This window comes from Blastopirellula marina DSM 3645, assembly GCF_000153105.1.
Taxonomy (GTDB): domain Bacteria; phylum Planctomycetota; class Planctomycetia; order Pirellulales; family Pirellulaceae; genus Blastopirellula; species Blastopirellula marina.
In genome coordinates, this window is sequence record NZ_CH672376.1 from 165,144 (window position 1) to 189,752 (window position 24,609).

Annotated in this window: 17 protein-coding genes; 6 read left to right on the forward strand and 11 right to left on the reverse strand. The window is 58.2% G+C overall.

Annotated elements, in window-relative coordinates; all coding sequences use genetic code 11:
- Positions 1 to 3: 3 nt before the first annotated feature.
- The 6 genes from DSM3645_RS02325 to DSM3645_RS02350 form a co-directional block, all read right to left on the reverse strand.
- Entirely contained in the window at positions 4 to 2,577 is a 2,574-nt protein-coding gene (locus tag DSM3645_RS02325) for an outer membrane protein assembly factor BamB family protein (protein ID WP_002650394.1), read from the reverse strand.
- A 258-nt stretch (positions 2,578 to 2,835) separates the two neighbouring features.
- Entirely contained in the window at positions 2,836 to 3,201 is a 366-nt protein-coding gene (locus DSM3645_RS02330) for a cupin domain-containing protein (RefSeq protein ID WP_040351546.1), read from the reverse strand.
- A gap of 724 nt (positions 3,202 to 3,925) precedes the next feature.
- Positions 3,926 to 4,675: a hypothetical protein gene (locus DSM3645_RS02335; RefSeq protein WP_131282132.1), complete on the reverse strand. Its 750-nt coding sequence runs from the start codon at positions 4,673 to 4,675 to the stop codon at positions 3,926 to 3,928.
- Positions 4,676 to 4,888: 213 nt separating this feature from the next.
- Positions 4,889 to 5,533, reverse strand: a complete 645-nt coding sequence (locus DSM3645_RS02340) for a hypothetical protein (RefSeq protein ID WP_002650397.1) — start codon at positions 5,531 to 5,533, stop codon at positions 4,889 to 4,891.
- A gap of 125 nt (positions 5,534 to 5,658) precedes the next feature.
- On the reverse strand, positions 5,659 to 6,342 hold the full coding sequence (locus DSM3645_RS02345) for a hypothetical protein (RefSeq protein ID WP_002650398.1): 684 nt from the start codon (positions 6,340 to 6,342) through the stop codon (positions 5,659 to 5,661).
- A 105-nt stretch (positions 6,343 to 6,447) separates the two neighbouring features.
- On the reverse strand, positions 6,448 to 7,014 hold the full coding sequence (locus tag DSM3645_RS02350; protein ID WP_002650399.1) for a hypothetical protein: 567 nt from the start codon (positions 7,012 to 7,014) through the stop codon (positions 6,448 to 6,450).
- Between the two features lie 265 nt (positions 7,015 to 7,279).
- Here DSM3645_RS02350 and DSM3645_RS02355 point away from each other — a divergent pair, with 265 nt between their 5' ends.
- Complete coding sequence (locus tag DSM3645_RS02355; protein ID WP_040351547.1) at positions 7,280 to 9,286, forward strand: ATP-dependent DNA helicase; 2,007 nt, start codon at positions 7,280 to 7,282, stop codon at positions 9,284 to 9,286.
- A gap of 89 nt (positions 9,287 to 9,375) precedes the next feature.
- On the opposite strand, the gene DSM3645_RS02360 is transcribed toward DSM3645_RS02355, so the two are convergent.
- Positions 9,376 to 10,668, reverse strand: a complete 1,293-nt coding sequence (locus tag DSM3645_RS02360; protein WP_002650401.1) for a lamin tail domain-containing protein — start codon at positions 10,666 to 10,668, stop codon at positions 9,376 to 9,378.
- Between the two features lie 194 nt (positions 10,669 to 10,862).
- Here DSM3645_RS02360 and DSM3645_RS02365 point away from each other — a divergent pair, with 194 nt between their 5' ends.
- From DSM3645_RS02365 to DSM3645_RS02375, 3 genes are all read left to right on the forward strand, one after another.
- Positions 10,863 to 11,267: a BlaI/MecI/CopY family transcriptional regulator gene (locus tag DSM3645_RS02365; protein WP_002650402.1), complete on the forward strand. Its 405-nt coding sequence runs from the start codon at positions 10,863 to 10,865 to the stop codon at positions 11,265 to 11,267.
- Positions 11,267 to 12,934, forward strand: coding sequence for a beta-lactam sensor/signal transducer (locus tag DSM3645_RS02370; protein ID WP_002650403.1), 1,668 nt, complete (start codon positions 11,267 to 11,269; stop codon positions 12,932 to 12,934). The genes DSM3645_RS02365 and DSM3645_RS02370 overlap by 1 nt, the downstream gene beginning before the upstream one ends.
- A gap of 309 nt (positions 12,935 to 13,243) precedes the next feature.
- Positions 13,244 to 14,494, forward strand: coding sequence for a hypothetical protein (locus tag DSM3645_RS02375; RefSeq protein ID WP_002650405.1), 1,251 nt, complete (start codon positions 13,244 to 13,246; stop codon positions 14,492 to 14,494).
- 93 nt (positions 14,495 to 14,587) lie between these two features.
- Here the strand turns inward: DSM3645_RS02375 and DSM3645_RS02380 are convergent, their stop codons facing one another.
- Positions 14,588 to 18,598 carry a hypothetical protein gene (locus DSM3645_RS02380; protein ID WP_002650406.1) on the reverse strand — a complete coding sequence of 1,337 codons (4,011 nt, stop codon included), beginning with the start codon at positions 18,596 to 18,598 and terminating at the stop codon, positions 14,588 to 14,590.
- A 378-nt stretch (positions 18,599 to 18,976) separates the two neighbouring features.
- Here DSM3645_RS02380 and DSM3645_RS02385 point away from each other — a divergent pair, with 378 nt between their 5' ends.
- Positions 18,977 to 20,569 (forward strand): outer membrane protein assembly factor BamB family protein, encoded by a 1,593-nt coding sequence (locus DSM3645_RS02385; protein WP_002650407.1) that lies wholly within the window; start codon positions 18,977 to 18,979, stop codon positions 20,567 to 20,569.
- Positions 20,570 to 20,700: 131 nt separating this feature from the next.
- On the opposite strand, the gene DSM3645_RS02390 is transcribed toward DSM3645_RS02385, so the two are convergent.
- Together DSM3645_RS02390 and DSM3645_RS30135 are read right to left on the reverse strand one after the other, a co-directional pair.
- Complete coding sequence (locus DSM3645_RS02390; protein WP_040351548.1) at positions 20,701 to 20,922, reverse strand: hypothetical protein; 222 nt, start codon at positions 20,920 to 20,922, stop codon at positions 20,701 to 20,703.
- A 225-nt stretch (positions 20,923 to 21,147) separates the two neighbouring features.
- A complete protein-coding gene (locus tag DSM3645_RS30135; protein ID WP_131282137.1) occupies positions 21,148 to 21,390 on the reverse strand; it encodes a hypothetical protein in 243 nt (80 codons plus the stop codon).
- Between the two features lie 362 nt (positions 21,391 to 21,752).
- On the opposite strand from DSM3645_RS30135, the gene DSM3645_RS02400 reads away from it, so the two are divergent.
- Entirely contained in the window at positions 21,753 to 22,625 is an 873-nt protein-coding gene (locus DSM3645_RS02400; RefSeq protein WP_131282140.1) for a hypothetical protein, read from the forward strand.
- Between the two features lie 93 nt (positions 22,626 to 22,718).
- Here the strand turns inward: DSM3645_RS02400 and DSM3645_RS02405 are convergent, their stop codons facing one another.
- Positions 22,719 to 24,497, reverse strand: coding sequence for a hypothetical protein (locus tag DSM3645_RS02405; RefSeq protein ID WP_002650412.1), 1,779 nt, complete (start codon positions 24,495 to 24,497; stop codon positions 22,719 to 22,721).
- Positions 24,498 to 24,609 lie beyond the last annotated feature (112 nt).

Consider the following 24,609-nt stretch of genomic DNA (forward strand, 5'->3'; position numbering starts at 1 on the left):
GTCTTACGACTTGTCGTTGGGCGTGACCGAAACGTTGTCGATGTAGATTTCGGCGTTGGTCGCGTTGCCAAAGAAACCAGGGCTGCCGTCGCGGTTGGGGTAGGTGTCTTCCCCGACGATGGTCCAATCGGCCGGCTCGGCTTCGTCTTTCTTCCAGACTTTGCCGCGCACGATCGCGGTGTCCCTTTCGTTAGTCACTTGCATCTTCAAGCGATACCAAACGTCCGCTTCCAGCGTGAACGGTTTCGACTTCGCCATCCGCTGCTGGGTCACCCAAGTACGAACTTGCGTCGTTTTGTCGTTGCCGTTCAGAACAAACTGATAGCCTTGCGCGATCAGACCGATATCGGGTAGCAGACCATCGTCCATCTTCTGCGCTTTGACGTCGGCTTGAATCGTGTAGTCATGCAGTTCGGGGCTCGACATCCACGATTGACTCCGCGTTCCTTTCGGAATCGTCGAAATCTTGACCATCGCTTTGCTGCCGTCGACATCGCGAACGACGTGACGATAGCGAGCGCCAACCCAAGTGACCGGCGGTTGACCGACGCCGGTGGTGGAGTCGAGCGCGATGTCGTCGAAGTTAAAGCTCCAAGGAAGATCCGGAATCGTGCGTAAGCGGGCCGTGCTGGTCGTTTCGCCCAATTTGGCGGTGATCGTCGTTGCGGTGTGAGCGTCGCTCGTTTCCGAGGTGTAAAGTCCCTTGGCGTCGATCTTGCCGGGGCCGGTCAGCTCAAACGTTACGCCGCTCAGATCGGCGTCCAGCTTTTCACCCAACTTGTTGAACGCGGCGACTTCGTACTGTTGCGACTGACCCGGCTTCAGCAAGACCTCGAACGGGGTCACTTGCAGCTGATCGATTTCCGGGTTGTCGCTAACCGGGGTTTCCGGAGCGACGGGAGGGAGCCCCGTAAACCCTTTTTCCAGCGTCGGATCTTCCAGGCAATAGATGCCGCCGGAGGTCGGCACATAGATTAGCCCTTGGGCGCAGATCGGCGAGCCGTTGACTTCGACGTCGTCAAAACGGCCCTTGTTGAGAACATCCAGCGAGCCATCTTCCTGCGGCTCGAGAATCGCCCAGTAGCCGTTCGCTTCAAACGCGTAGATCTTGCCGTCGGCGTAGAGCGGATTGCCTCGCATGGCGCGACCGACCGCAACGCGCTTGCCGACCGATTCGCCGGTCTTGGCGTTAAAACCAAAGATTTTGCCCGCGTCGTTGAAAGCGTAAACGTAATCGTTCACTTTCAGCAACGTGCTTTTGCCCATCATGATTTCGGGCTGCTGCCAGAGCAGGCCTTTGCCGGTGATGTCGCCGGTTAACGCGCCGTTGATCGCAGCGACGTTCCCCATCATCGAGGAGATATCGCCGAGGTTTTCTTCGCTATGGCCGACATAGACCGTGTCGCCGTCGACGATCGGCGAAGCGTTGATTCCTCGCATCGACATCGCGTAGTTCCAGATCGGTTTGCCGGTGCGCGGCTGAAACGCCCAGAACTGACCATCGCCGGAACCAAAGACCATCGCCTTTTGTCCGTTAAGGGTCGCTATGACCGGGGCGCTGTAGGTCGTATCGTCCGGCAGCAAACGCGTGCCGTTGAACCAGACCATTTCGCCGGTGTTCTTGTTAAACGCCATGAAGCGGTGACACGGTTTGGCCATGTCGCCCCAACCGATCACCACCGCGCTGACGATCACCAGATCTTCAAACACGATCGGAAAGTTGGTGCGTCCGCCGTAGGTCGACAGCAGGCCATACTCTTCGTGCAGCTTATGAACCCAGTCGGTCTCGCCGGTTTCGGCGTCGATGCATTGGAAGTGTCCGCAAACGCCCAACGCGTAGACTTTGCCGTTGGTGGGGTCGCCGACGACCGCCGACCAGCCGACGCGTTCGACCGGCACGTCCGAGAGATAAACGTTGAATCGATTTTCCCAGAGAAATTCGCCGGTTTGAGCGTCCAAGCAAACGACGCGCTCCCCTTCACGTTTGGTGCCCTGTTCGGCGGCGCACAATGTGTAGAGCTTGCCGTTCATCACGATCGGCGTGCTGCGCGAGCCAAATTCTTCGGCGATCCATTTGACGTTGCTCCCTTCGCCGCCGGCGGGATCAAAGTCGTCCGGCAGTCCGGTCGCGCGGGAGTAACCGTTGTATTCGGGTCCGCGAACATAGGTCCAATCTTGCGGGTCGACCTTGCCGGGCGGTTTCGCGTCGGTAGCGACTTGCGTTTTGGCCTCGGCGGCCGGTTGCGCGGCGACTTCTGCTTTGGCCGCAGGCGCCGCTTCCGGCATCTCTGGTTTGGCCTCGGCGGCGGTTTCCGTTTCCTTCGCCGGCGTTGCGGCAACTTCGGCCGGCTTCTCGCTAGCAGCGGCGTCGTCGGCAGCCGGCTTCATTTCTTCGGCGGCAGGCGCGGCTTCGTGGTCATGATCTTCATGTTCATGATCGTGATCGGCGTGATCATGATCCGCATGGTCTGCAGACGTGTTGCTCGGCGAAGGCGTGGGGCCAGGAGGTGGGGTGCAGCCGAAAGCTGCAAAGGACGCGAACAACAGTAGGAGGGAGAGACTGAAAGTCTTCGTCATGAGTGAATACCTGCGTATTACTGCTTTGAGGGCTGGGCAAGCGGTAGCGGTCGCTCTGTTTAGGATACGCCCTCAGCAGACGTCAGGCAACTGATGACGCATGAACGCGCCCAACGGCAAGACCGAGAATTCAACCGACTTGCGCTGACGGAGCGGGATCAGCGGAGGGGGAAAGCGGCGCCTGCGTGAGCTTTCTCACACAACGCTGGGGAGGGGGAAATCTGGGGACGATCGAAAAAAATATCGAGATCCTGGCAATTACTCGTCAAACCACTCGTCGCTGGGGTCAAACTTCGGGTAGACGATGTTCAGAATCTTCATCTTCCCAATCGCGCGATGCCGAGTACCGGGGCGAATCATCACCAACATCCCTGGTTTTAGATCAATGCGGGCGTCATCCAGCTGCATTTGAGCGTCGGCGTCACATTCCAGGATGTAGTAGGTCTCGGTCAACTGCTTGTGGTAGTGGAGCTTCGCATCGCTGGAGATCTCGGTCAGGTGAATCGTGCCGGGATAGTCAGCGACCTCCGCCAATCCGCGTCGCGCGGTTCCGCATGGGCAGGGAACACCGGGAAGGGCTGCGAGGTGAACGATCTCGTAACCAGAAAGCGAACTAGCGGACATGTACTACTCCCAATGACCGGCACGAGACGAACATGAGCAAATTGAGGAAGATTTCTGTGGTTTATCTTAGCTAACCGGCGCCTCCACTTCTAGTTCGTAAGGTTTCCCCAACCGTGGGAGTCTTTCTGCGAGGCTGCGAAGAGTTTGCGGCCTGCGTTTGGTTTGCCGTCGCGGGGCTGGCCGGATAATCGGCAAGGTTTGCCTGGTCCCTGGGAGCGTTACATCTTGCGCTACAGGATAGGTAAACCAAGTTGCGGAATTTGCCTTCGATCGGTAAAGCGTCATCGATTGAGAGGCCGATACCGTGATCTGGCGATCGGAATTCGTTCGCTGAAGAAGTCCCTCTCGCGGAGAAGTGAGGGCACGTTAGCTTTCGGCATGGAGAGTTCGAGTCACGGGAAGACTCGACCGAAGTTAGCGGTCAATTTTTTGTGTGGACTGAAGAGCTTTGCAAGCTTCCTGAACAAGGTCCGACTGACGCTCCCACACTTATTTCATTTTACGACGGTCCCGCCTGTCGTAATGCATGAAGTAAGCGAACATTCGCGGCGTGGGAGTCGCACACCGTGACTGTTCACGCGAGCGCCGGCCAAGTGACGGATTGCAAGCGGGCCCGACAGTACTAGCGCATTAGGAGACGTTGCTCGATGAAACTGAATCTTGTTGTGGGAACGATGCTGGTCGCACTGATGTGTAGCCAGTCGTATGCCGCCGGCCTGTTGAATCAGATGCTTGGCGGTGGCTGCGGCTGCTCGACCTCGTGCTGCCAAACGCCCAAATGTTGCACTCCGGCCCCGCGCTGCTGTGCTCCGAAACCAACCTGCTGTGCTCCGGCGCCGGCCACGTGCTGTGCCCCTGAGCCGACTTGCTGTGCTCCGGAACCGTCTTGCTGTGCACCTTCGTCGTGCTGCACCAAAAAGTGCTGCACCCCGTTGCGTGACGCTCTGAGCAACCTGTTCTGCTGCAAGAAGAGCCACTGTGGTTCGAGCTGTGGTTCGAGCTGCGGTTGTGAAGTTGAAGCGACCTGCTGTGCTCCGGAAGCGACCTGCTGTGCTCCGGAACCGTCTTGCGGTTGCGAAAGCAGCTGTGGCGGTTGCTCGACCTCTTGCTGCAAGAAGGGCGGTCTTCTGGACGGTCTGTTCTGCCACAAGAAAAAGAGCTGCTGCGGTGGTTGCGATTCGGGTTGCGGTTGCGAAGTTGAAGCGACCTGCTGTGCTCCCGAAGCGACCTGCTGTGCTCCCGAAGCGACCTGCTGTGCTCCGGAAGCTTGCGGTTGTGACACCGGTTGCGATTCGGGTTGCGGTTGCGACACCTCGTGCGGCGGTTGCGCCCCGAAGTGCTGCTCGTGCACCCCGATCCGTGATGCGATCAAGCGTCTGTTCTGCTTGCCGAAGTGCAAGAGCAGCTGCGGTTGCGACACCGGTTGTGGTTGTGACACCAGCTGCGGCGGATGCAGCAGCTGTGGCGGTAGCATGAGTGCTCCGATGTCGCCGATCCCGGCTGACGATTCGGCCGCTCCGATGCCTCCGGCTCCGGTTCCGGCTGACAACATGACGTTTGTCCCGGCTCGTCGTCGTCTGGCCAGCAACGTTCGCTAAGCTTTAGCGTTCGCTTCTGAAAGATCGAAAAACCCGGTTGGAGAAATCCAGCCGGGTTTTTTCGTGCGCGCTGGCCGACCAGCCGCGGCTTAGTTCTGAAATTGTCGCTGAACTTCGGCGTCGGACAAGACGATCATCCCCCAGATCGCGAACGGAATGCCGATGATAAAACAGCAGTTGGTGCACGGAGTCAGCGCCAGAATAAAGCCGATCCAAGCTTGCAGCGAGCTGCGCAGGTTCATCGTGCTATACAACATGAACAGGCCGACCACGCAGGTCAGAAAATAGAAACCGCACGTGATCAGGCTCACCACCGCTTCTTCTGGCGGCTGCATCCCGTTGGCCAGATTGATAAACGTGCCGATGATCGCCAGACCCAACAGGGCGATGCTTAGTCCGAACGAGATCATGCAGACAATCGCGGGGACGGCGATTTTTCCTTTCGCCTCTTCTTTGGCGATCGGTCGGGGAGCGGCCGACGATGCGGAGTAGGGAGAAGCGTACGGATTCGCTTCGCCGGTTGGAGAGGGCGCGGCGCCTTCGGCGAACGGGTTGGGCGGCGGCTCACCACCGTAAGGATTGGACGAATCGGAGAAGGAGCTGCCGCCCGAGGTCGGTCCTCCCGGGATCGGCTGAATCGCCGAGCAGTGAGGGCACTTCGTCCGTTTGCCTTCGTTCCCATCCGGTACGCGGATTTGCTGCTTGCAAACCTGACAAGTGAATTCAGTCGGCATCGATGTATCTTCAGCAATTGGTGAAGGGAACAGCGCGGCGTGAGAAAACCGCTGTTCGACCAATGTAAGCCGCCGCCGAAGAAGATGCTAGCGTGTAATGCGCGCCAGGAGAGCGTCGCTGCTAGTTAGCGAAATTGCGCTTTTCCCTCAGGCAGGCAAAGCATCACGATTCCCCAAATGCCGACCGGAAACGCAATGAGCGCGACTAACATGGTCAAGCAACTAAACATCAAAGTGCAGGGCATCATCCCCAGAATCATGCCGACCCAGCTGAACGCGTACGACTTGCGGAAGATCGCGTTGCCCAGACCCACGATCGCGCCGATGCTCATGATCGTGGCGACGCCGCCGCCGACGGCCATCCCCAAAAACAACATCTGCTGGTCGTCTTTCGCGCCCTGCGGCGGATTCAACATGATGTAGAGCATGCCGCAGATCATCAGCGCCGAGAAGCAAAAATTGATCGCCTGAATCACCAACAAGATCGCCGCCGGAATGGTCAGCAATACCTTGGCCGTTTCTTGGGTCATGCCGCTCGAGCCACGCGGTTTCGCCGCATAGGGAGAGGGCGCCGAAGCGTCTGGACCCGGCGATTGAAACGGATTGTCGAGATCGTCGGCGAATGGATTGGGGCCGTCGGACCGCATGCTGCTGACAATGTCGTCGCTCGGCGGCGCTTGACTCGAAGCAGTAGCGGCCGGAATCACTTGCAGCTGACCGCAACTAGGGCACTTCACTTGCTTGCCGGCCGAGTTATCAGGCACACGCAGCTTCTTGGGGCAGGCGGTGCAAAGGAATTCAATCGGCATCGTGTTAATACGCCCTAGATGATTATCAGAGGAGGGTTAGCCAAGTCTAAAACGCGATCGGCCCGACTTCTACCATAATCCGCCAGAAATCGTCGCGCGAGAAAGTTAACCGCGAAAATACGCCGCGATTCTTCGGTCGCACATCAGGACGATTCCCCAAATCGCGAAAGGAATCGCGACCGGACAAAATAGGAACGTCCCGCAAGGCGACATCGACATAATCAACGCGAACCAGACGTAGCCAGGCTCACGCAAGTTTCGGAGGTGATTTGCGCCCTGGCTCGTTGCATACGTCAGACTCATGAGAACAAGCGGGCCCGCGATTCTCCCGGCTCGCCGCGCAGCCGAGATGTCGTTTGGTGCGGCGAGCCACTTCAAGAGTTCGATTCCCAGCATCACGACCGACAGCGTAAACGCAACCAACGCCAGGATGTATAGCACCGTTCCGGGGATGGCGACGAAACTGCGCGCCTCACGTTCCGAATAGCCTTGCCGCGTATGCGAAGGAGTCGCCGCTGGCGACTCAAACGGGTTGGACGCAGCACCCGCCGTCTGGCTCCAAAAATCGTCGTCCTCGGCTTTGACGCCGTATTCGCTTTCAGGTTCGGGCTCTGCGGCGGGAACTTGCTGGATGGACTGGCACTTGGGGCAACGGACTTTTTTGCCCGCCATCGTCTCAGGGACTCGAAAGTTGGCGGAACAACTGGCGCAAGAGAATGAAACTGGCATTCAGCTGACCCGGACTACATCGAGAAAGAACTGTCGAATGCCTCGTTCGCCGTTCTCGGCCTGCAGAGGGGGGGCTTGAGCTTGGCTTTTAGTCTATTTAACGCGCAGGCGATCGTCTATTCGTTTTCCGCTAATTTCGCCAAACGTGAACCACTGTTAAGATAGAACGTCAAACGCGGCGCAACTGAAACATGAATAGCAGGCACGGATGGGCAGCTTCTCGGTAGACGACATCTTAGGGCCAGACGGCCGTATCGCTCGGCGTTTACCCCGCTACGAACATCGCCAGCAACAGTTGGATATGGCTTCGGCCGTCGCTGCTGCGATCGAGAACAAGCGGCACTTGATGGTCGAGGCCGGCACCGGAGTTGGCAAAAGCTTCGCCTATTTGGTCCCCGCAATCTTGGCGGTCGCTGAAGAACGAGCCGACGACGACGAAGATCGTCCGCGGCGGATCGTCGTCTCGACCCATACGATCAGCCTGCAAGAGCAACTGATTCAAAAAGACTTGCCGCTGCTCAATAGCGTGATCCCGCTGGAGTTTACCGCCGTCTTGGCCAAGGGACGCGGCAACTACCTCAGCAAACGGAGACTCGGCGCGGCGCTGTCTCGCGCCAAGACGTTGTTCGCCAAAGACGAAGAAGAAAGCCAGCTCGATCACATCAAAGGTTGGGCCAAAGATTCAGGCGACGGTTCTCTCAGCGATCTCGACTTTCGCCCGCTCGGTTCGGTCTGGGACGAAGTTCATAGCGATAGCGGCAATTGTCTGGGGCGCAATTGTCCGACCTACGATAGTTGCTTTTACTATCGGGCGCGTCGTCGCGTGCAGAACGCACAAATCATTGTCGTCAATCATGCGCTCTTTTTTAGCGACCTGGCGCTGCGCCGCAGCGGCGTGAATCTGTTGCCCAAGTATGACGCGGTCATCTTTGACGAGGCCCATACGATCGAAGCGGTCGCCGGCGATCACTTGGGGCTATCCGTCACGTCGACGCAGATCGACTACACGTTGAACAAGCTGTTCAACGAGCGGACCAACAAAGGACTCCTCATCCATCACGGTTTGACCGAAGCGATGCAGCAGGTGGTTCATTGCCAATACCGGGCGCAGCAATTCTTTACCGAGATCGACGCTTGGCTCGCTGAAAATCCGCAGTCGAGCGGCCGCGTTCGCCAGGCCGAGCTCGTGCCGAACGTCTTGACGCCGGCGTTGGCCAAGTTGGCCGCGCAGGTCAAAAACGCCGGCGAAGATATGAACGACGATAGTCAGCGGCAAGATCTGACCTCGATGAGCGATCGGATCTATCTGTTGGCCGACGGTATCGAAAGCTGGCGCACGCAAACGATCGAAGACGCCGTCTACTGGGTCGAGAGTTCGCAACAGCGCGGACCGTATCGGCGCGTCAAGCTGTCGGCGGCGCCGGTCGACGTGGGACCAGTATTGCGCAGCGAGTTGTTCCAGTCGGTCGACAGCGTCATCTTGACCAGCGCCACGCTGGCGGTTGGCGGGACGGCTTCGTTTGATTTTTTCAAATCACGCGTTGGTTTGACCCGCTGCGAAACGCTGGCGCTCGGCAGCCCGTTTGACTATGCCGAGCAGGCAAAGTTGATCCTGGTGAGCGAGATGCCCGATCCGAGCGATCGCAGGAACTACGATCGCGCGGTGGTCGACATGATCCGTCGTTACGTCGGGCGGACCCAAGGGCGCGCGTTCGTGCTGTTCACCAGCTACGAGATGATGCGCTCGGCGGCGTCGGCTTTGACGCGCTGGTTTACCCAGCAACAGATCGAGCTCTTTAGCCAGTCTGACGGCATGCCGCGCAACGTGATGCTGGAGAAATTCAAGCAGGCCGACAAAGCGGTTCTGTTTGGAACCGACAGCTTTTGGCAAGGAGTCGACGTGCCTGGCGATGCGCTGCAAAACGTAATCATCACCAAATTGCCGTTCAGCGTCCCCGATCAACCGCTGCTGCAAGCGCGGCTGGAACGCATCAAGGAGCAAGGGGGCCAGCCGTTTAGCGAGTACCAATTGCCCGAAGCGGTAATCAAATTACGCCAAGGTTTCGGCCGTTTGATCCGCACGCAAGACGATACCGGCATCGTGGTGATCCTCGATCCCCGCGTCAAAACAAAACACTACGGCAAAGTCTTTTTGAAATCGCTCCCCGATTGCCCCGTCGTCACCGAAAGCTATCGCGACGGAAGCTTCGCGTAGGTTCCGCTATGCGGACTATCGGCCCTGCTAAAAATTCTCGCCACATCCAAACGTTTTCGCTGGTTCGCCCAGCGTACACGCAGCGGACCCTATCGGCGTTTCAAGTTGGTGACAAACTTGCCGGGCTTCACATCCTCGCGACCGTAGGTGACTTCGTCGATTACCGTTCCCTGGGCGTCGATCAATCGCAGCTCGTCGCCGCTGTTGCTCAGCCAGGCTTCTTGGGGATGGTGGATCGTGATGACCGAGCAGGGAGGGATCTCGCCGGAAAGCTTGATCTCGCCGCCGTCGTCATCGGTTAGTTTCCAGCCGTCGAGTTTCAAGGGGCGCGTCGAAGAATTGGCGATCACCACCGCTTCTTTGCCGTCGTCCTGGGCGAACGGGTCAGGCAGCACCGCCAAGATCTGCACATCGGTCGGTTGTTGCGGACTTGGTCTTGGCGTTTGCGGCGCGGTGGAAGCGGCCGGCGGTGCGCCTCCTTGATCATCATCTTTGCCGATGAGAATCTGAAACGAAATCAGATAGTGATCCGAGAGCTTGTTGCGATAGTCGCGACTATCTCGGCCCGAGTGAATCACTTCGCGCGCGTTGGCGAACTCCGGCTGGTTTTGCGGAACCAACGCTCGATCAAAGGGCGCGTCTTTCGTATGCGTCGAGCGATCGGCCGAGTTCAGATCGCGAAAACCGGCTTTGACAAATTTTTGGATGCCTTCTTCATCGGCCGACAACGCGTTGGTGTCGCCCAGGATGATGATGTCTTCATCGCCAAACATTTTCTTCACGGCCGGAAGCTCGGCGATCAACGCGCTGGCTTCGGCGGCGCGATGTTTGCGCATTTCGCCGGACGAGTCGCCATAGTTCGATTTCATATGAACCGGAATGACTACGAAGTCCGTTTTTCCTTCACCGGCTGAGAACTTCGCCGCATAAGGTTGCCGATCCCACGTGATGTAGTTGTCACCCAGCAAGTCGACCGGGGTGATGCGCATCGCGCCGCCCACGCGCTGAACGCGGGCTTCGTTCCAGGCGACGCCCGTCAACTGGTCCTCGGCATAGATGTCCCGCTTCGGAAAGAGTTCGTATTTCCATTGGTTGCCGGCTCGTTGATTCAAAAGGCGGCAAACCTCGTCCAGCGTCTTGTTACCTAGGCGATCATGCTCGGGAAGATCGTCGCAAATCTCTTGCAGCGCTAGTACATCAACGCCGGAAGCGTCGATTTCAGCGGCCAAGTCTGCTGGTTTTTGCGGGGGGCTTTTGCGCATTTCCGGCTTGCCGAGCCATTCGATATTCCAGGAACCGACGTGGATGATATCCGCGGAAGCTGGCGTGCAAGCAGTTATCCACAAAAGACTTAAAGCGATAAACAGGGAAATCGTCCGCATTCTACTTCCTTGGGTTGTGCCGAAAAGCTGCAACTTAGTGTAATAGGGATCGCAAGCGCTACTAGTTTGTACGAAACTCAACCCTAAAGGGCGGGTTAGATCCCAGTATTGAATTTTCTACGGTTTTCTCCGTTGCCACCTACGGGTTTGCCAGTAGAATAATGCGAGCCAATTGAAACGAGGGCAATCTCAACATGCCGAGACCAAAACAAGCGACGCCGACTGCTGGAGAATTGGAGGTCCTGAAGGTGCTTTGGGATCGTGGTCCGTCGACTGTCCGGGACGTGATGAATGAACTGAATCAAGTTCGGCCGCGCGCCTATACGTCAGTGATGAGCTTGATGAACGTCATGGCCGACAAAGGGTTGCTGCAGCGTAAGCCGGAAGGACGCGCATTTATCTACGAGGCGAAGCGTCCTCGTGATAAAACGTTGGGAGGGATTTTGCACGACGTGCTCGGACGAGCCTTCGGCGGTTCGGCCAGTAGTCTGGTCGCCCATTTGCTGGAAGAGTCCAAGCCTTCCGGCGCCGAATTGGACGCGATTCGACGCACGCTTGAGCAGTATGAAGAAACCGACCAGCCGCCGGGAGATGATTGATGATTTGGGAGCCGCTCTCCAATCCAATCCTTTTTCAGTTGACGATGACGCTCGTCCATTTCGTTTGGCAGGGCGCTCTGATCTGGTTGTTTTGGGGCGCGGTGATGCGCTATTCGACCCGACCAGAAACTCGCTACAACGCAGGCGTCATCGCGCTGGGCGTAATGCTCGCTTGTCCGATCGTGACGGCTTGTTTGACTCCACAGCGATCGCCGCAGGTGGCCGAGAGTCAAGTCGCCGCCGACCTAGAGAGCGCTAGAGTCATCGATGAAACAGGCCTGCTGACCTTGGCCGCAGCCGACGACTCAACAGTCGTCTTCTCGGACGCATCGGTGGGCGTCGCTTTGATTCAACGCTTTCAGCCGGCGCTGCTGCTGATCTGGTTGCTTGGCGTCGTGTTGCTTGGCGGACGGTTGCTGATCGCTTATGCGGCGACAGTTTGGTTGCGGAGCAAAGGAACGCGGCTTGAGCGTTCGATTCAAAGGATCGCCGATCAGATCAGTCGTCGTCTTGGATTTCTCGCCACGCCGCCGATCGGCGTTAGTTCGCAGATCGGCGAAGCGCTGACCTTGGGAGTGCTGCAGCCGATGGTCTTGCTCCCGGTCGCTTGGCTGACCGAACTATCTCCGGAAGTGCTTGAAGCGGTCATCGCGCATGAGTTGGCGCATGTTCGCCGCGGAGATTTATGGATCAACGCCGCGCAGCGCGTCGTAGAAACGTTGTTTTTTTATCATCCGGCCGTCTGGTTTATTTCGCATCAGATTCGCGTCGAACGCGAGTTCTGCTGTGACGAACTAGCGATTCTCGCCACCGGCCGCCGGGTGCAATACGCCCAATCATTGGAACTTGTCGCACGACGGCAGATGAATCAGTCGGCCGTTGCGTTTGCTGCCCCGTTCTTAGGAGATCGCACGATGACTTTGCTGAAGCGAGTTCGACACGCTCTGGGCATACCGCTCGGGCGCGAATCGGGTCGATTGTTGCCGGTTGGCCTGGCGTTGGTAGTCGTGCCTGTCGGCTTGTGGGTTGCGTCAGCGATGCTGGTTTCTCCCCGTTTGCTGGCCGAAGACGAGGCCGCAAATGGTCGCGAAGGTAACTTGGAACATCCCCGCGAAGGTATGTTCGGACCACCGCCGCGTCGTGAAGGACCGCCGCGTCGCGAGGGGGACTTCGGACCGCCGCCGCGCCGTGAAGGGGAGGTTGGTCCTCCGCGGGATGAAATGATTGATCTGCTGCGAGAAGAAATGCAGATGCTTCGCGCCCATATGGATCGCATTCAACGTCGTTTGGACGAATTGCAAAGACCTCCTCGCCGTGATGGAAACCGTCCGCGTCCCGACGGCATGCGTGACGGTGATCGCCCACGTCCCGAAGGACCGCCGCGAGATGGTGGTCGTCCGCGTCCCGAAGGAATGCGCGACGGTGATCGTCCACGTCCGGAAGGTCCGCCGCGAGATGGTGGTCGTCCGCGTCCCGAAGGAATGCGCGACGGTGATCGCCCACGTCCGGAAGGTCCGCCGCGAGATGGTGGTCGTCCGCGTCCCGAAGGAATGCGCGACGGTGATCGTCCACGTCCGGAAGGTCCGCCGCGAGATGGTGGTCGTCCGCGTCCCGAAGGACCACGTGAGGGCGACGCTGCTCCGGCGCCGCGATTGGATGCGGAATAGTTTTCTCAAAGAGAGCTTGTTGGAATCATCGAAGCCGAATGCGTATCGCATTCGGCTTTTTCATGCGCCAATCAAAGGTGGGGAATGCTCGTTAGCTAGCGGTTCAACAGGGAAATTTCGACCAATACGAAACTCCTCGGGCGAAACTTTCGTCCCACCGATTGGTTAGATCTAACACAAGGCGGATTTCTACGGTCAACAACGCAGCACAGCGACTATCGCTTGTCGCCGCGATTCAGCCGCAGCCGCGACTATCGTTTTTGAACCTGGTTGCGCGGTTCGAGACTCATCACTGGAGAAGAGTGAATTATGGATTGGTTCCTGCGTATTGCCCCCCTGTCGCGTCATGCTTTGACAGCTGGCGCATGTCTGGTCGGCGCTCTTGGCATGTCGACTTTCGCCCTCGCCGAGGAGGCCCCTATCGCCCCGCTGACCGAACAAGAACTCGCGGCCGAGTCGTATCAAGTCGACTTCAAACCGCCTGCCCGCGGCGACAAAGAAAAGGGGGACAAAGACCAGAAGGAAAAGGGAGACAAGGAGAAAGCCGAACGTCGTGCTTCAAACAAACCGGGCGAGCATGGTGACAAGGACAAGGGAGAAAAAGGAAAAGAGGGCGAAGCAAAGGGCGAACATCGCGGTCATGGCCAGCACGGCATGCATGATCGGCACGGCAAACCGGGCATGCATCACGCATGGGGCGGACATCGTTCCAACTTCGGCGGACATGGATTCCATGGATCGGCGTTTGGCGGCACTCGTTCCGGTCACCCCGGCTTTGGCGGTCACGCGATGCGCGGCATGGCGATGCAGCATGGCTTCGGTCCGATGCATGGTGGACACGGTCATGCAGGTTTTGGTCCCGGACATGGCAAATCAGCGCATGCCGATCGTTCGCCTGGAATGGCTGACCCGCGAGCCGCGATGATGCGTCAGCAGATGCAGATCCAAGCGCTGGAACAAAAGGTCGAACGTTTGGCGAACGCGATCCGCGGCGGCCATCCGGAAGTGAAGAAACCGGAACATGCTCCGGGACATCACGGCGCCGCGAAGCCAGGCATGCCAGGCGTCGCCAATCCCAGCGTCGCGATTCATCGTTTGATGGCCGAGAACGCCCAACTGAAACAAAAGGTGGCTCGCCTAGAAAACGCGATGAAAGCGGACAAACCGGAAGGGAAGAAAGACGAAGCCAAGAAAGAAGAATCGGCTCGTCGTCCTGATGCCGCCGGCCCGCGTGGACCGATGATGCGCGGCGGATTGGGAGGCTTTTCTGGTCGCGGTTTCGAGGGAATGCGTGGTCCGGCTGGCCCCCGTGGTCCGATCGCTCGCGGCCCGCGTGACGGAGAACGAGAACGACCGCAGGCTGGTCCGCGAGACGGCGAGCGTCGTGATCGTGAACGAGGAAAACGTGACGAGGATCGGAAAGAGAGCGATCGTCGTAGCGAGAATCGTACGGAGTCGCGCGAAGGTTTTGTGCTCGACACCAACGGCGACGGATTCAACGATTCGCCGGCCGAAGTTGCGGAAGTCGTCGTCGAAGTTGCCGTTGTCGACGCCGAGTAATTGGATTGACGGCTAGGCAGGGAAGCCGGGCCGACCTACGAAATAAATCAGACGAAGCCGAACGTCATGTCGTTCGGCTTCGCTCTTTTCTTGTCACGCTTCGTCGTCGTCTTCGTACTCTTCGTCATCCGCTTCCGATGGGGTAAGCGACGTTTGCCAAGGATCGATCTCGTCATGCAGTTGCTCGATACCGAGCACCTTTTGCGGTACGAACAACGCTTCTTGCTCTTCGTCGTCGCCGCCAAAGTGCCGCCGTCGCTCGATCTTCATCACTTCCGCTTCCAGCGCCACCAACCAACCCGGCACGTCGAGACCGACGCCGCTCGGCTCTTCGACCAGAACATCCGCTTCTTTGCGGAGCAGCTCGAACGCGGTATGCGTTTGGCCGCCGGCTTCTTCCATCGCTTGTTCGACCAGCGAGCAAACGCGATCGACCGCCAGCGGCTGTAAGAAGCGTTGGTGAATGCGGTCGGCGATGGTCGGCATCCGCATCGAGTATTTTTGCTGCAATTCGCCGAGCTGAGCGACAAACTTGTTCGCTTCGTCGCCGATCCGTTCGGCCAGCGCGCGACGCCATAGCTGGGCCGCTTCGGCATGGCCGCGGCGCACCAGGATTTCATGCGCCAGCACGACCGGCTTCAGATTCCACTCGATCCGCTCGTACATCGTTTGCAGACGGAGGAAATCGAGGAACATGTACAGGAGTTCGCCCCGATCGCTTTGCGTGGTCGTGCTGTTGTAGTCGCGGTACTCCGGATAGTTTTCGAGGACCGCTTCGAGCGTCATCGTGATGCACTCGACCGCGCGGCGCTGGTCGCGTTCGTCCTGGATCGCCGTCACAAACGCGGGCCAATCTTCCTCGACCATTTCGCTTCGAATGCGATCGATCCAGACGTGAACCCCCTGATGCAAGATCGAGCGGATGTTGCCGCGGTTGAAGAAGTATTGCGTAAACAAGTCGCCGCCGTAGCTTTCGATGAACGTCTTGATCTGCGTCCACCGCGGCTCGTCCTGGAACTTTTCGACCGCCGACAGCCGCAATGTGCGACTGTGGTGCAGCCAGACGATCAGCATGTGCTGCGTGATCTGTTCGAGACATTCGACGAGCTCGGTCTCGACGGTGCGAGTTTTCTTTTTGCTTTTGGAGCCTGCTTTCCATTGTTTCGACGAATCGGAAAGTGCGCTGACCAGCGACGTGTAGGCGGTTTCAAAGAGCGAATCGAACTCGGTGACGGCGCTGGGACCGACGGGGTTGTCGCGCTCCATCGCGCGGGCCGTTTCCAGCAGTTGCCGCGTGCGCTCGAACATGCCGAGCCGCGGCAGCCAGGCGAGCAACTCGCGAATCGCGCCTTGGCGAACGCGGGCCGCAACGATTTGACCCGGCGCGCCCCCTTTGCCGATCGGGATGTACAGCAGCGGTTTCGACGTGACGGCTTCGATAAACTCTTGCCAAAGATCGCTTGCTTCGCCGCCGCGATCGGCCAGCAGCGAGGTCAGCACGAGCACCCCTTGGCGATGTTCGTCGGCTAATTCTGGCGGAAGTTGCTGCTGGAACGTCAGCGCGGTTTGCGACGTCTCGTTGTTAGAGCGGACGGCGGCCGCTTCGAGCAAGCGCGCCGATGATGCGGCCGCGGCGGCGGTGATGATCGTGCGCTCCAGCACAAATTCTTTGATCGCTCGCTGGCGGTCAAAATCGATCATCGACTGATGATCGCCGCCCGGACGCGGCAGTTGATAACGATGCACCGACGCCAACAACTGCAGCAATCCGCCCAGGTTAGAGACCGCTCGCTCGCGCATTTCGATCAGACGCTCGGCGGCTTGCGAATCGGGCGGCTGCATCGCCGCTTCCATCGCCGTCATGCGCCACAGTCGCGCAATGCACTCCAAGAACAAGAGCCGTAGATTGACGCGCCGCGATTCGGCGTGCAGTTCTTCCTTGCTTTCTTCGGCCGAAGAATCGGACCCTTGCACGTCCCCTTCGACGCCGTCGTCGGTGCTATCAATGTAGGTGACCTCTTCGTAGGCCGCGCCGTACAGATCGTCTTCGTCGCCGGGAGGTTCGGCGAACAGCGCCGCGAGATCGTCGCCGCCGCCGTTGGACTTGCCGCCAGAGAGCCAAGTGGGCGGATTCCAGTATTCGCCGGCGTTCGCTTCCATAAAGTCGAACATGCGGCACGCGAGCATCCAGCGTTTCTCGGGCGACGTCTCGGTTCGCCGCATCCGCCGCATCCATTCGCGGGCCATCGGAAAGAACGACGCTTCCCCCAGTTGCAACGGAACGTGATCGGCTCGTTCAAGCCAATGAATCAGCAGCGACAACGCCGCGACAAAGTCGTTGCGTTCCAGCAGCGCTTCGATCACCAGCGCGTACGCTTTCGGCGAGTCGAACATCGCAGCGTGCGGCGCCCAAAAGCCGACATCGCCGGTCGCTGCGCCTCCTTGATGCCAAAGTCGCAGCGCCGACGCAACATGCTGAGCGGCGTCGAACGCTTCTGCGGCGTTGATCGCTTCGACGCTGGAAACTTCGTGCGCGGCGAACTTGCCCCACCACTCCGAGAAGGAGGAGAAGCGCTTCTCAATTTGTGTCGCGGCGTCGGCGTCATTGATCGCGGCCGCTTCGCTCCAGATGCGAGACATCAGATTCATGATGATCTCCGTCATCTGCAACAGATCGTCGACGCGATGATCGCGGACGCTATTTTCCATCGACGGAAAAAGACTGAACTGCGCCTCGAATCCCAGGATATTCCAAGGATCGACCAAAGCGCCGCAGGCGATCCCCCGCTGCAGTCGGTCGATGATCTTGTCGACATACTCGACGGCCGAGCCGAGCTCGCGATGATCGACCGCCTGATTTGACAACGTCACAAAGCAGACGATCCGGCAACTCATGCGAGCCGACGCGGTCGGCACGACATCGACCTGGTGGCCGGCTTCTTCCGGATAGCCCATTCGCGCAAACAGCTGAGCCAGATGGACGTGCGCCAATTGGCGAGCGCGGCGCTGACTGAGGACGCCGTTCAAATGTTGGCGAGCGGCGCCAAACGGCTGTCGGCGGATGATCGCTTCTTGTTGCAACCGCTTGCCATGTTCTCCTTCGATCTTATGGACCAGTTCCGCGTAAAAGCGATCGCGGTAACTCGCGATCTGCGGCAACAGCGTTGCTAGCGAGATGTCCGAAGTGTAGGTGTCTGGTCCGCGGCCCGAGATGCCGGCGCCCATCAAGATGACGCCGGCCAAGACGGCGGCCGCTTCGACTTCCAATTCTTCGAGCGTCGCTTCCTGCCCCTCTTCGACGCGACGCATCAGCGCATCGAGCGTCACTTGCTGAACCACGAACCGGCGATAGCGACCGGAAGTATCGATATGATCGGGGTCCCACTGACCAAATTGATAGTTGGGACGTTTGTTGACCGGGTGATCAAAATCGTACGCGCGGGGATCAAACGCCAACTCTTCCAGCATGTCTGGTTCAAAGCAAGCGTCATGCAGGATATCGGGGCTGGTCGCTTGGATCAGTTCGAGCGCTTTTGTCGTGACGCGGTAGTAACGACCAATCGAGACGCCTGAGCCGGCCAGAAAGATCGGGACCGGACGGCAGTACTCGTGGTCGTAAGGTCGCATCCGCCGCGACTGCAGCGCGGCGATCGGTCGGTGACCGATATAATCATTAAGCAGGCCGATCGCGCCGGCGCGAACTCGCTCTACTTCATCCCAGGGACCCCCTTGCTGGAGGGTCGCCTCGGCGGCGCGAACGACAAAGTAAGGGAGAAAGATCGCTTCGTCGACTTGGTGAAAGAGGAGATCGCGATGAAATTCGAGATAGCCAGGAAGTACATGGTCAAACAGGCAGTTCAATACCCCAGCCGCTTGATCGGTATCGGCGAACGCCGCCGAACTACCTGACAGGCGCGTTAGCTCTTCCCGGAGCGCATCTCCCAAGCGAGCCCAGGTCGGGCGAGACCGCGGCTCTCCCGGTGCAACGGCGGCATAGAGTTCATTCACCGCCGAGGCGAATTTCGGGTCATAGGCGCCGGCGGAAAAGTTTAGATAGCCCAGCGTTCTTTCGATTTGAGTCGAGAATTGGCTCAACGAGGGCATGAGGTTCCGTTCTGGCCTGGACCGGCGTGCAATTCAAAGTGATGCATGGACAAGCTTTGCGGCGCACCCGACTTGGCGCCAGTTACGGCCTAAACGGCCGCAAACCCTTCATCCTAGGAAGACCCAGGCGGATGGTCTAGGCGACAGACGCACCCGGGCGAGGGAAAAGAAGTCGTAAGTAACCTCTGTTTAACTACTTAGCGACGTTCCGCACTCTCCCCGCCCAAAGGAACGAGGCGAAAACTTGCCTGCATGCATGTGTCTTAACTCTCCTAGATTTCTTACTTTATCCGCGCTCGGCTCGGGAACGTTGACTATGATAGAGATTGCTTTTCCCCACTCATTGGCCGACGTTTTCGACTCGTTCTGAGGATTTCGATGACGCTCCGTTTTTCGCGCTGTTTTGCCGTACTCCTTCTTTCGCTGTCGATATCGTCCGCGGTGCTGGCCCAATATGGACGCACGATTCTGGACGATGTCAGCTTGCAGCGATTAGGGCTTGAAAAGAAGTGGTCGACTCAGCTTCCGATCGGCGTCACCGGCGCCAAGCTCAGCTCGTTGTCGCATACGATCACAGCGGACGACATGCAGACCGTTTACGAGGTCAGCTACCTCGGCCGCTCGACGATGTTCTCGTCGCGCGATTTGAACCCCTTTGGCAAACCGCTAGGCGCCGAGGGCGCCAAAGCGAAGGCCGAACAGTTTGTCGCGCGGTTGGATCAAACGAAGGAAGAGCCGAAGGTCACCGAGCATCAGGTTCCCAAGGTCTTACTGCTTGCACAAAGCACCTCTGGAACGCTGAATGCGCTGGATGGTCAAACCGGACGAAAGCTCTGGACGCAATTGCCTGGCCAGCCGTTTCATCCGTCGCAAAAAGCGTCGGCCGACGGCAAATATGTCGCGACCATCAATGGGCTCACGCTGTACGTCTTGCATCGTGAGAACGGCGAACTCGTTTGGAAACGGAATCTCAGCAGCGCGCCTTCCGCCGGCGCCGTGATCGGCGAGGGACATATCTACGCACCGCTGATGAACGGCGTAATCGAGATCTATGACCTGACCGATAGCACCAAGCCGGTGGGTCGATTCCAGTCGTTTGGCCAAATTTTCGCCAATCCGACGATTACCGAAGCGACCGTCACCTGGCCGACCAATCGGGGATTTGTCTACGCTGGAAATTCGTTTGATGACAAGTTTCGCTACCGCATCGAAGCGACCGGCGAAGTGATTGCTCCCACAACTCATCTGGCGCCGAGCCTGAACTTCTTCGCGACGACCAGCGGATATGCTTACGGCATTTATCAACGGGACGGCCGCATCGAATGGCGCCGCTCGTTCGGCGAACCGATCGTCGATTCGGTCCCCGCCATCGGCGACACCGCCTATATAATTTTGCAGCGCGGCGGCATGCATGCGGTCGACGCCTACACCGGCGAAGAAAGGTGGTACGTCCCAGGCGTTCGTCAATTTTTGGCCGCCAGCGCTGAACACGTTTACGTCTTGGACGATCGGCATCGGCTGTTGAAGTTGGAGCAAATCTCTGGCGCAGTCGAGGCGCAGTTGAGCGTTCGCGACTTCGACTATTTCTACTCGAACTATGAATCGGACCGGATTATTCTCGGCACCAAGTCGGGCGTCCTGTATGTCTTGCAAGAGCAAGGCAAGGATTTCCCGATGGTTCATATCCCGCTCAAAACCGACGAAGAAGAAGCCGCCCAACCAGAAGAAACCGACGACAAGAAGCCGGAGACGCCGATGGAAGAGACCAAGCCGGCCAGCAACGATCCGTTTGGCGGCGGTGATAACCCGTTCGGCGGCAGCGATCCCTTTGGCGGTGGAGACGCAAAAGACGACGCCGACAACTCGGGAGGCAGCGATCCCTTTGGCGGCGGCTCCAATCCGTTTGGCGGCGGGAGCAACCCGTTCGGCGGTGGAGACGGTGGGGCGATGGATAACCCCTTCGGAAACTAAATCACAATTTAGGGGCGGCTCCCACGGCCATCGCGCTGTGACGAGCTGCCCCGATCGGACAAAAACGCCGGAATCACCAGCCGGCGTTTTTTTGTTTCTTGCCGCTTGCACGCTGCGCCGATTTTCTCAAATCATCGCAGCGGTTCTGCGAATAGCTCTTTAACGACGGGACGCAGCAATGCCGCCGTTTTGCGCCCGATCGTAAAGGAGCCGAAGATGCGGAAGCCGACGATCTTTCTCGCCAGTCTTGTGATGCTGGCCAGTGCTGTCGGGACCTCCGCGGCAAAGCAGGGGATTGCAGCCGCCAGGCCGATCAAATCCCGCAGGCTCACTCCGCTGTGCTGCTCGGCCAATCAGCTAGTCTCCACCATACTGGTCGCTCCTCGTCGATCGACCGGGCGAGTCGGCAAGCCTGGTCCCATGCAGCTGGCGATCAAAGCGAAGCGAGAGCTGCTGAAAGTGGCGATTTCGTTCGAACGTTATCGAATCGCTCAGCGGAAGTTTCCCCTGAAGCTGCATGATCAGCTCGAAATCCTCCCTGCCAGATCGTCGGATGCGACCTGGAGCATCCCGGGAGACTACTCGCAGCTGGCTTGCTCCGCCGCCGACGCTTGGCGGTTATGACGATAGAAGACGATATCGAGTTGAGAGATGGTCGGCTTCGGTTTTGCTCGCAGCGTCTGTCGCCAACGAAGCAGTTTGCGGAGCAACGCAAAGCGTCGATTGCTTGGGCGATCCAAAACGTGCAGGCTGACGATCAATCGGGCGACACGCGTTGACGCGGGTTGCATCTCGCGAAATTCGATGACTTGGCGCGACAAGTGGAGAGATCCTAAGGCGAGATCGGCAATGGAGAAACATTCCATTTAAGCCACAAATCGCCGGTGCTCTATCCCCGAAACGGGCGATTTCGGTTACCCGCGAGAGAATTCCAAGCATTCAGCGAACGAGCGTCAGGCATGGTTGGTCAGGCGCTGTTCGCCGATCCTTTTGGGCGGTGACAAATCGACGAAGCGAAGACTAGGATCCGTTCCGCTAGCAACTTCGTCTGCTGCATTTCCTTTCGAACTTGGTCAAAAGCGATCGTTTTCGGCACGCCTGTTGCGACTTGTAATCCATTAGAGACGTGCCGCTGCAAACCAGAAAACGATCTTTCGCACATAGACCCTAAGGAGTTCGAACGATGAGACTTTCCCTATTATCCCTCGCTATGCTTCCGTTTGCTTTCGCGCCGCTGGGTTGCGGTCAACCCGCTGGGCAGGTGAGCGACCAGTCGAACGAATACGCCAACTATTCTGAATCGACCGGCAATGAAGAAACCAACAAGAGCGCCGCCGAAAACGCGCCAAAATTGGAACAACACGAAGTCCACCGCGAATCGTTAGACGATAAGGCGGCCGCCGACGAGATGACAGTGAAGAACGAAACGGCTGATAAGCCGGGCGAAGAGAGTGCTGCGGACGAAAAAGGAATGGAAACGTCGCCGGTTTCGACCGACGCGCCAGAAGCGAAGACCGAAGAGTCGCAACCAGCGGAGTCGGCCAATGATGAAGCGGCGCCCAAAGAGGAAGAAGTAACGAACGAGAACGCGGCCACTCAAGAAGCAGCGGCCTCTAAAGAGGAAGTGGCCACCAAAGAGAAAACCTCGGAACCGCAACCTTCAGAGCACGTTGATCCGCCGCAATCGGAACTAGAAGTTTCGCTGCAGGAAGTCGAAGAGAAGTTGAACACGGCGAAAACGACTCTGCAGAAATACTCGAATCAGCAAGAGAAGAAGGACTTCCGCAACAGCTCGCAAAAGCAATTGGATGAAAATCAGACCAGTCGCAAGCCGTTGAAAGATGAGATCTCGCGACTGCAAGCGGAACTGCAGCAGAAGGAGCAGCGACTCGAGAAAATCACTTCGCTAACCAAAGAGGTCCAAGCGAAGATTGACCAATTGGATCCGACCAGCGCCGAGCCGGACGAGCAATTGCGTCAGGAGATTGAAGAATCGCTGTCGCAACTGCAACGTTTGCAGAGTGACAGTGATCGTCAGGTCGCCCAGCAAAAGTAATGTTGTTGGCGCAATCGCCATCTAAATAGCGAACCTACTTCGCGTCTGGCCGCCGATCTTGGCAACGAGATCGGCGGTCGTTTTGTTTCTTGGCTACTCCGGCGTAGCTTCTGGGTTCAGAGCGGCCGGCTCGGTCGCTTGCGGTTCAGTCAACGGCCGTTCTTCGGCGGCAGGCGTCTCATCGAAAGAAAAATCGGATTCAAAATCGTCTGCTGGTAAATTCCAAGGCATGACGTCCGACAATGATTTTTTGGGCATCGGAAGGCGAATCACCTGGTCTCCGTTGGGATAGATGCTGATCGGCTCGGTGGTGATCCATTCGCCGGAGATGATCTCACCATCTTGCGAATTACCACCATCGTCCGTGCGGTCTTGAAAGACGCCGTAGAGCAAGTAGCCCGGCGGTCGCTTCTGGTATTTCAATTGACCGGCGGAGTACGGATCTTGGAGCAGCGCTGGATCAACGCGCTGGGCCAACGGAGTCAGCGTATCGGGATAGTCGCCGGTTTCGACTTTGTACGTTTCCAGCGCGACGGCGACTCGCATGAGTTGCAGTTGCGAGTTGGTTCGCTCTTCGGCCAACATCGCTTGGGTGATGGTCGGCAGCAACAGCCCTGCCAAGACTTTGGCGATCAACTCGCCGCGGGCCGATTGATTAAAGATCGCGCCGGTGACGCTGCCGGCGTTCACCGCGCCTTGCGTTTCGGCTTGGATGTCGATTTCCAGTTGGTCCATCGCCGCTTTGCGATCGTCAAGATTATCGATTTCGGCGGCCGCAGCCAAGCGATCGTACCATTGGTTTAACTTACGGAGCATCGCATTGCGATCGTAAGGCGCGTAGGTCAGCGAGTTTAACGATCCATCGCCGGAACCAATCGCAGCGTCGGCGTTGATTTCATGCGTGCTGAGAGAAATCGCCGCGTCGAGCCCGGCGATACGTTCCATCGTGCTGATCCCAGGGGCCATCCCATCCGCCGGTTTGATCTGGGCGAGAAATTGTTCGATTTTGTCCAGCAGCGCCGCATCACATTGACCGCTGTTAAGCAGCGTCAGCAAATCGCCCATCGCCATGCCGCGGATCGCGCCGCTGACAAGCATTTCGACTAAAAAGCCGGGCTGCGAATGACAACGGCTGAGCGTGAAGATCGTTTTGATATCTTCCCAAGCGTCGGCCGGGCGGTTTTCGCCGATGGCCAACATGGCGCGGGCCGAAAGAGAGCGGGCCGCATCGCGCTGATGTTGGACGGTCGGTAAGAGCGCAGCGAGGAGCATCTCATACTTGCCGTCGAGAATGTTGGGCGACGGCAGAAAGAACTTGGGCCGAGCGTTCATCTCGTGCAGCTTGTCAAAGTGAGGAACCTGTTGGTCGATCCAGTCCGCCAACGGCGACAATTGATCGCGCGTCCAGGGGATGTCCAGCGCCTCGGTAAGGATCAGATCGGCATCGCTTGGCCCAAACGGTTCAGCCGCATTGTTGGCCTGTTTCGTCGCCGCTTGCTGATTGATCCAATCGGCCGTCGCTTTTCGCACATCGGCATTACTAAACGGCTTCATCCCATCAGCGGCTGGCATCGGCATTTGCAATGCGTCGCAAACCAGCGATTGATATTCGGGTTCTAGGTCGCAGGGCCAGGTCGCTTGCAGGTAAGGGATCGCGGCATTTTCGGCGGGCGAAATGTTGGCCGCTTGGATCTCGACGAGCGCCTTCTCGTAGTCGACAAGGCCGTTACGGCCTAGCGGCTCGGTTAGATAGGTCGTCTGCTTCGAGATCAGAATCGGCCCCGATGGTCCGACGATGATCCAAGCGAGCAAAACGATCACCAGAAGAGCAACGCCGCCAAAGATGAGCAGATAGAGGGTCGATTTTTTCATGAGAGGCCAGGGGAGGAGAGGAGTCGCAACAGAAGGCCAGCGCGATTCTAGCAGCGCAGCGGCAAACGGGCCAATGATCGGCGCCGCCGGAGAGAGATTCGGCGGGCGAGAG

What these genes read in the sequence shown, in the direction of transcription:
- DSM3645_RS02365 (WP_002650402.1), top strand. Translation starts at nt 10,863, where the DNA reads ATGCCGAGACCAAAACAAGCGACGCCGACTGCTGGAGAATTGGAGGTC.
- DSM3645_RS02375 (WP_002650405.1), top strand. Translation starts at nt 13,244, where the DNA reads ATGGATTGGTTCCTGCGTATTGCCCCCCTGTCGCGTCATGCTTTGACA.
- DSM3645_RS02345 (WP_002650398.1), bottom strand. Translation starts at nt 6,342, where the DNA reads ATGCCGATTGAATTCCTTTGCACCGCCTGCCCCAAGAAGCTGCGTGTG.
- DSM3645_RS02325 (WP_002650394.1), bottom strand. Translation starts at nt 2,577, where the DNA reads ATGACGAAGACTTTCAGTCTCTCCCTCCTACTGTTGTTCGCGTCCTTT.
- DSM3645_RS02360 (WP_002650401.1), bottom strand. Translation starts at nt 10,668, where the DNA reads ATGCGGACGATTTCCCTGTTTATCGCTTTAAGTCTTTTGTGGATAACT.
- DSM3645_RS02335 (WP_131282132.1), bottom strand. Translation starts at nt 4,675, where the DNA reads ATGCTACCGCCACAGCTGCTGCATCCGCCGCAGCTGGTGTCACAACCA.
- DSM3645_RS02370 (WP_002650403.1), top strand. Translation starts at nt 11,267, where the DNA reads ATGATTTGGGAGCCGCTCTCCAATCCAATCCTTTTTCAGTTGACGATG.
- DSM3645_RS02400 (WP_131282140.1), top strand. Translation starts at nt 21,753, where the DNA reads ATGAGACTTTCCCTATTATCCCTCGCTATGCTTCCGTTTGCTTTCGCG.
- DSM3645_RS02405 (WP_002650412.1), bottom strand. Translation starts at nt 24,497, where the DNA reads ATGAAAAAATCGACCCTCTATCTGCTCATCTTTGGCGGCGTTGCTCTT.
- DSM3645_RS02380 (WP_002650406.1), bottom strand. Translation starts at nt 18,598, where the DNA reads ATGCCCTCGTTGAGCCAATTCTCGACTCAAATCGAAAGAACGCTGGGC.
- DSM3645_RS02330 (WP_040351546.1), bottom strand. Translation starts at nt 3,201, where the DNA reads ATGTCCGCTAGTTCGCTTTCTGGTTACGAGATCGTTCACCTCGCAGCC.
- DSM3645_RS02340 (WP_002650397.1), bottom strand. Translation starts at nt 5,533, where the DNA reads ATGCCGACTGAATTCACTTGTCAGGTTTGCAAGCAGCAAATCCGCGTA.
- DSM3645_RS02350 (WP_002650399.1), bottom strand. Translation starts at nt 7,014, where the DNA reads ATGGCGGGCAAAAAAGTCCGTTGCCCCAAGTGCCAGTCCATCCAGCAA.
- DSM3645_RS02385 (WP_002650407.1), top strand. Translation starts at nt 18,977, where the DNA reads ATGACGCTCCGTTTTTCGCGCTGTTTTGCCGTACTCCTTCTTTCGCTG.
- DSM3645_RS02355 (WP_040351547.1), top strand. Translation starts at nt 7,280, where the DNA reads ATGGGCAGCTTCTCGGTAGACGACATCTTAGGGCCAGACGGCCGTATC.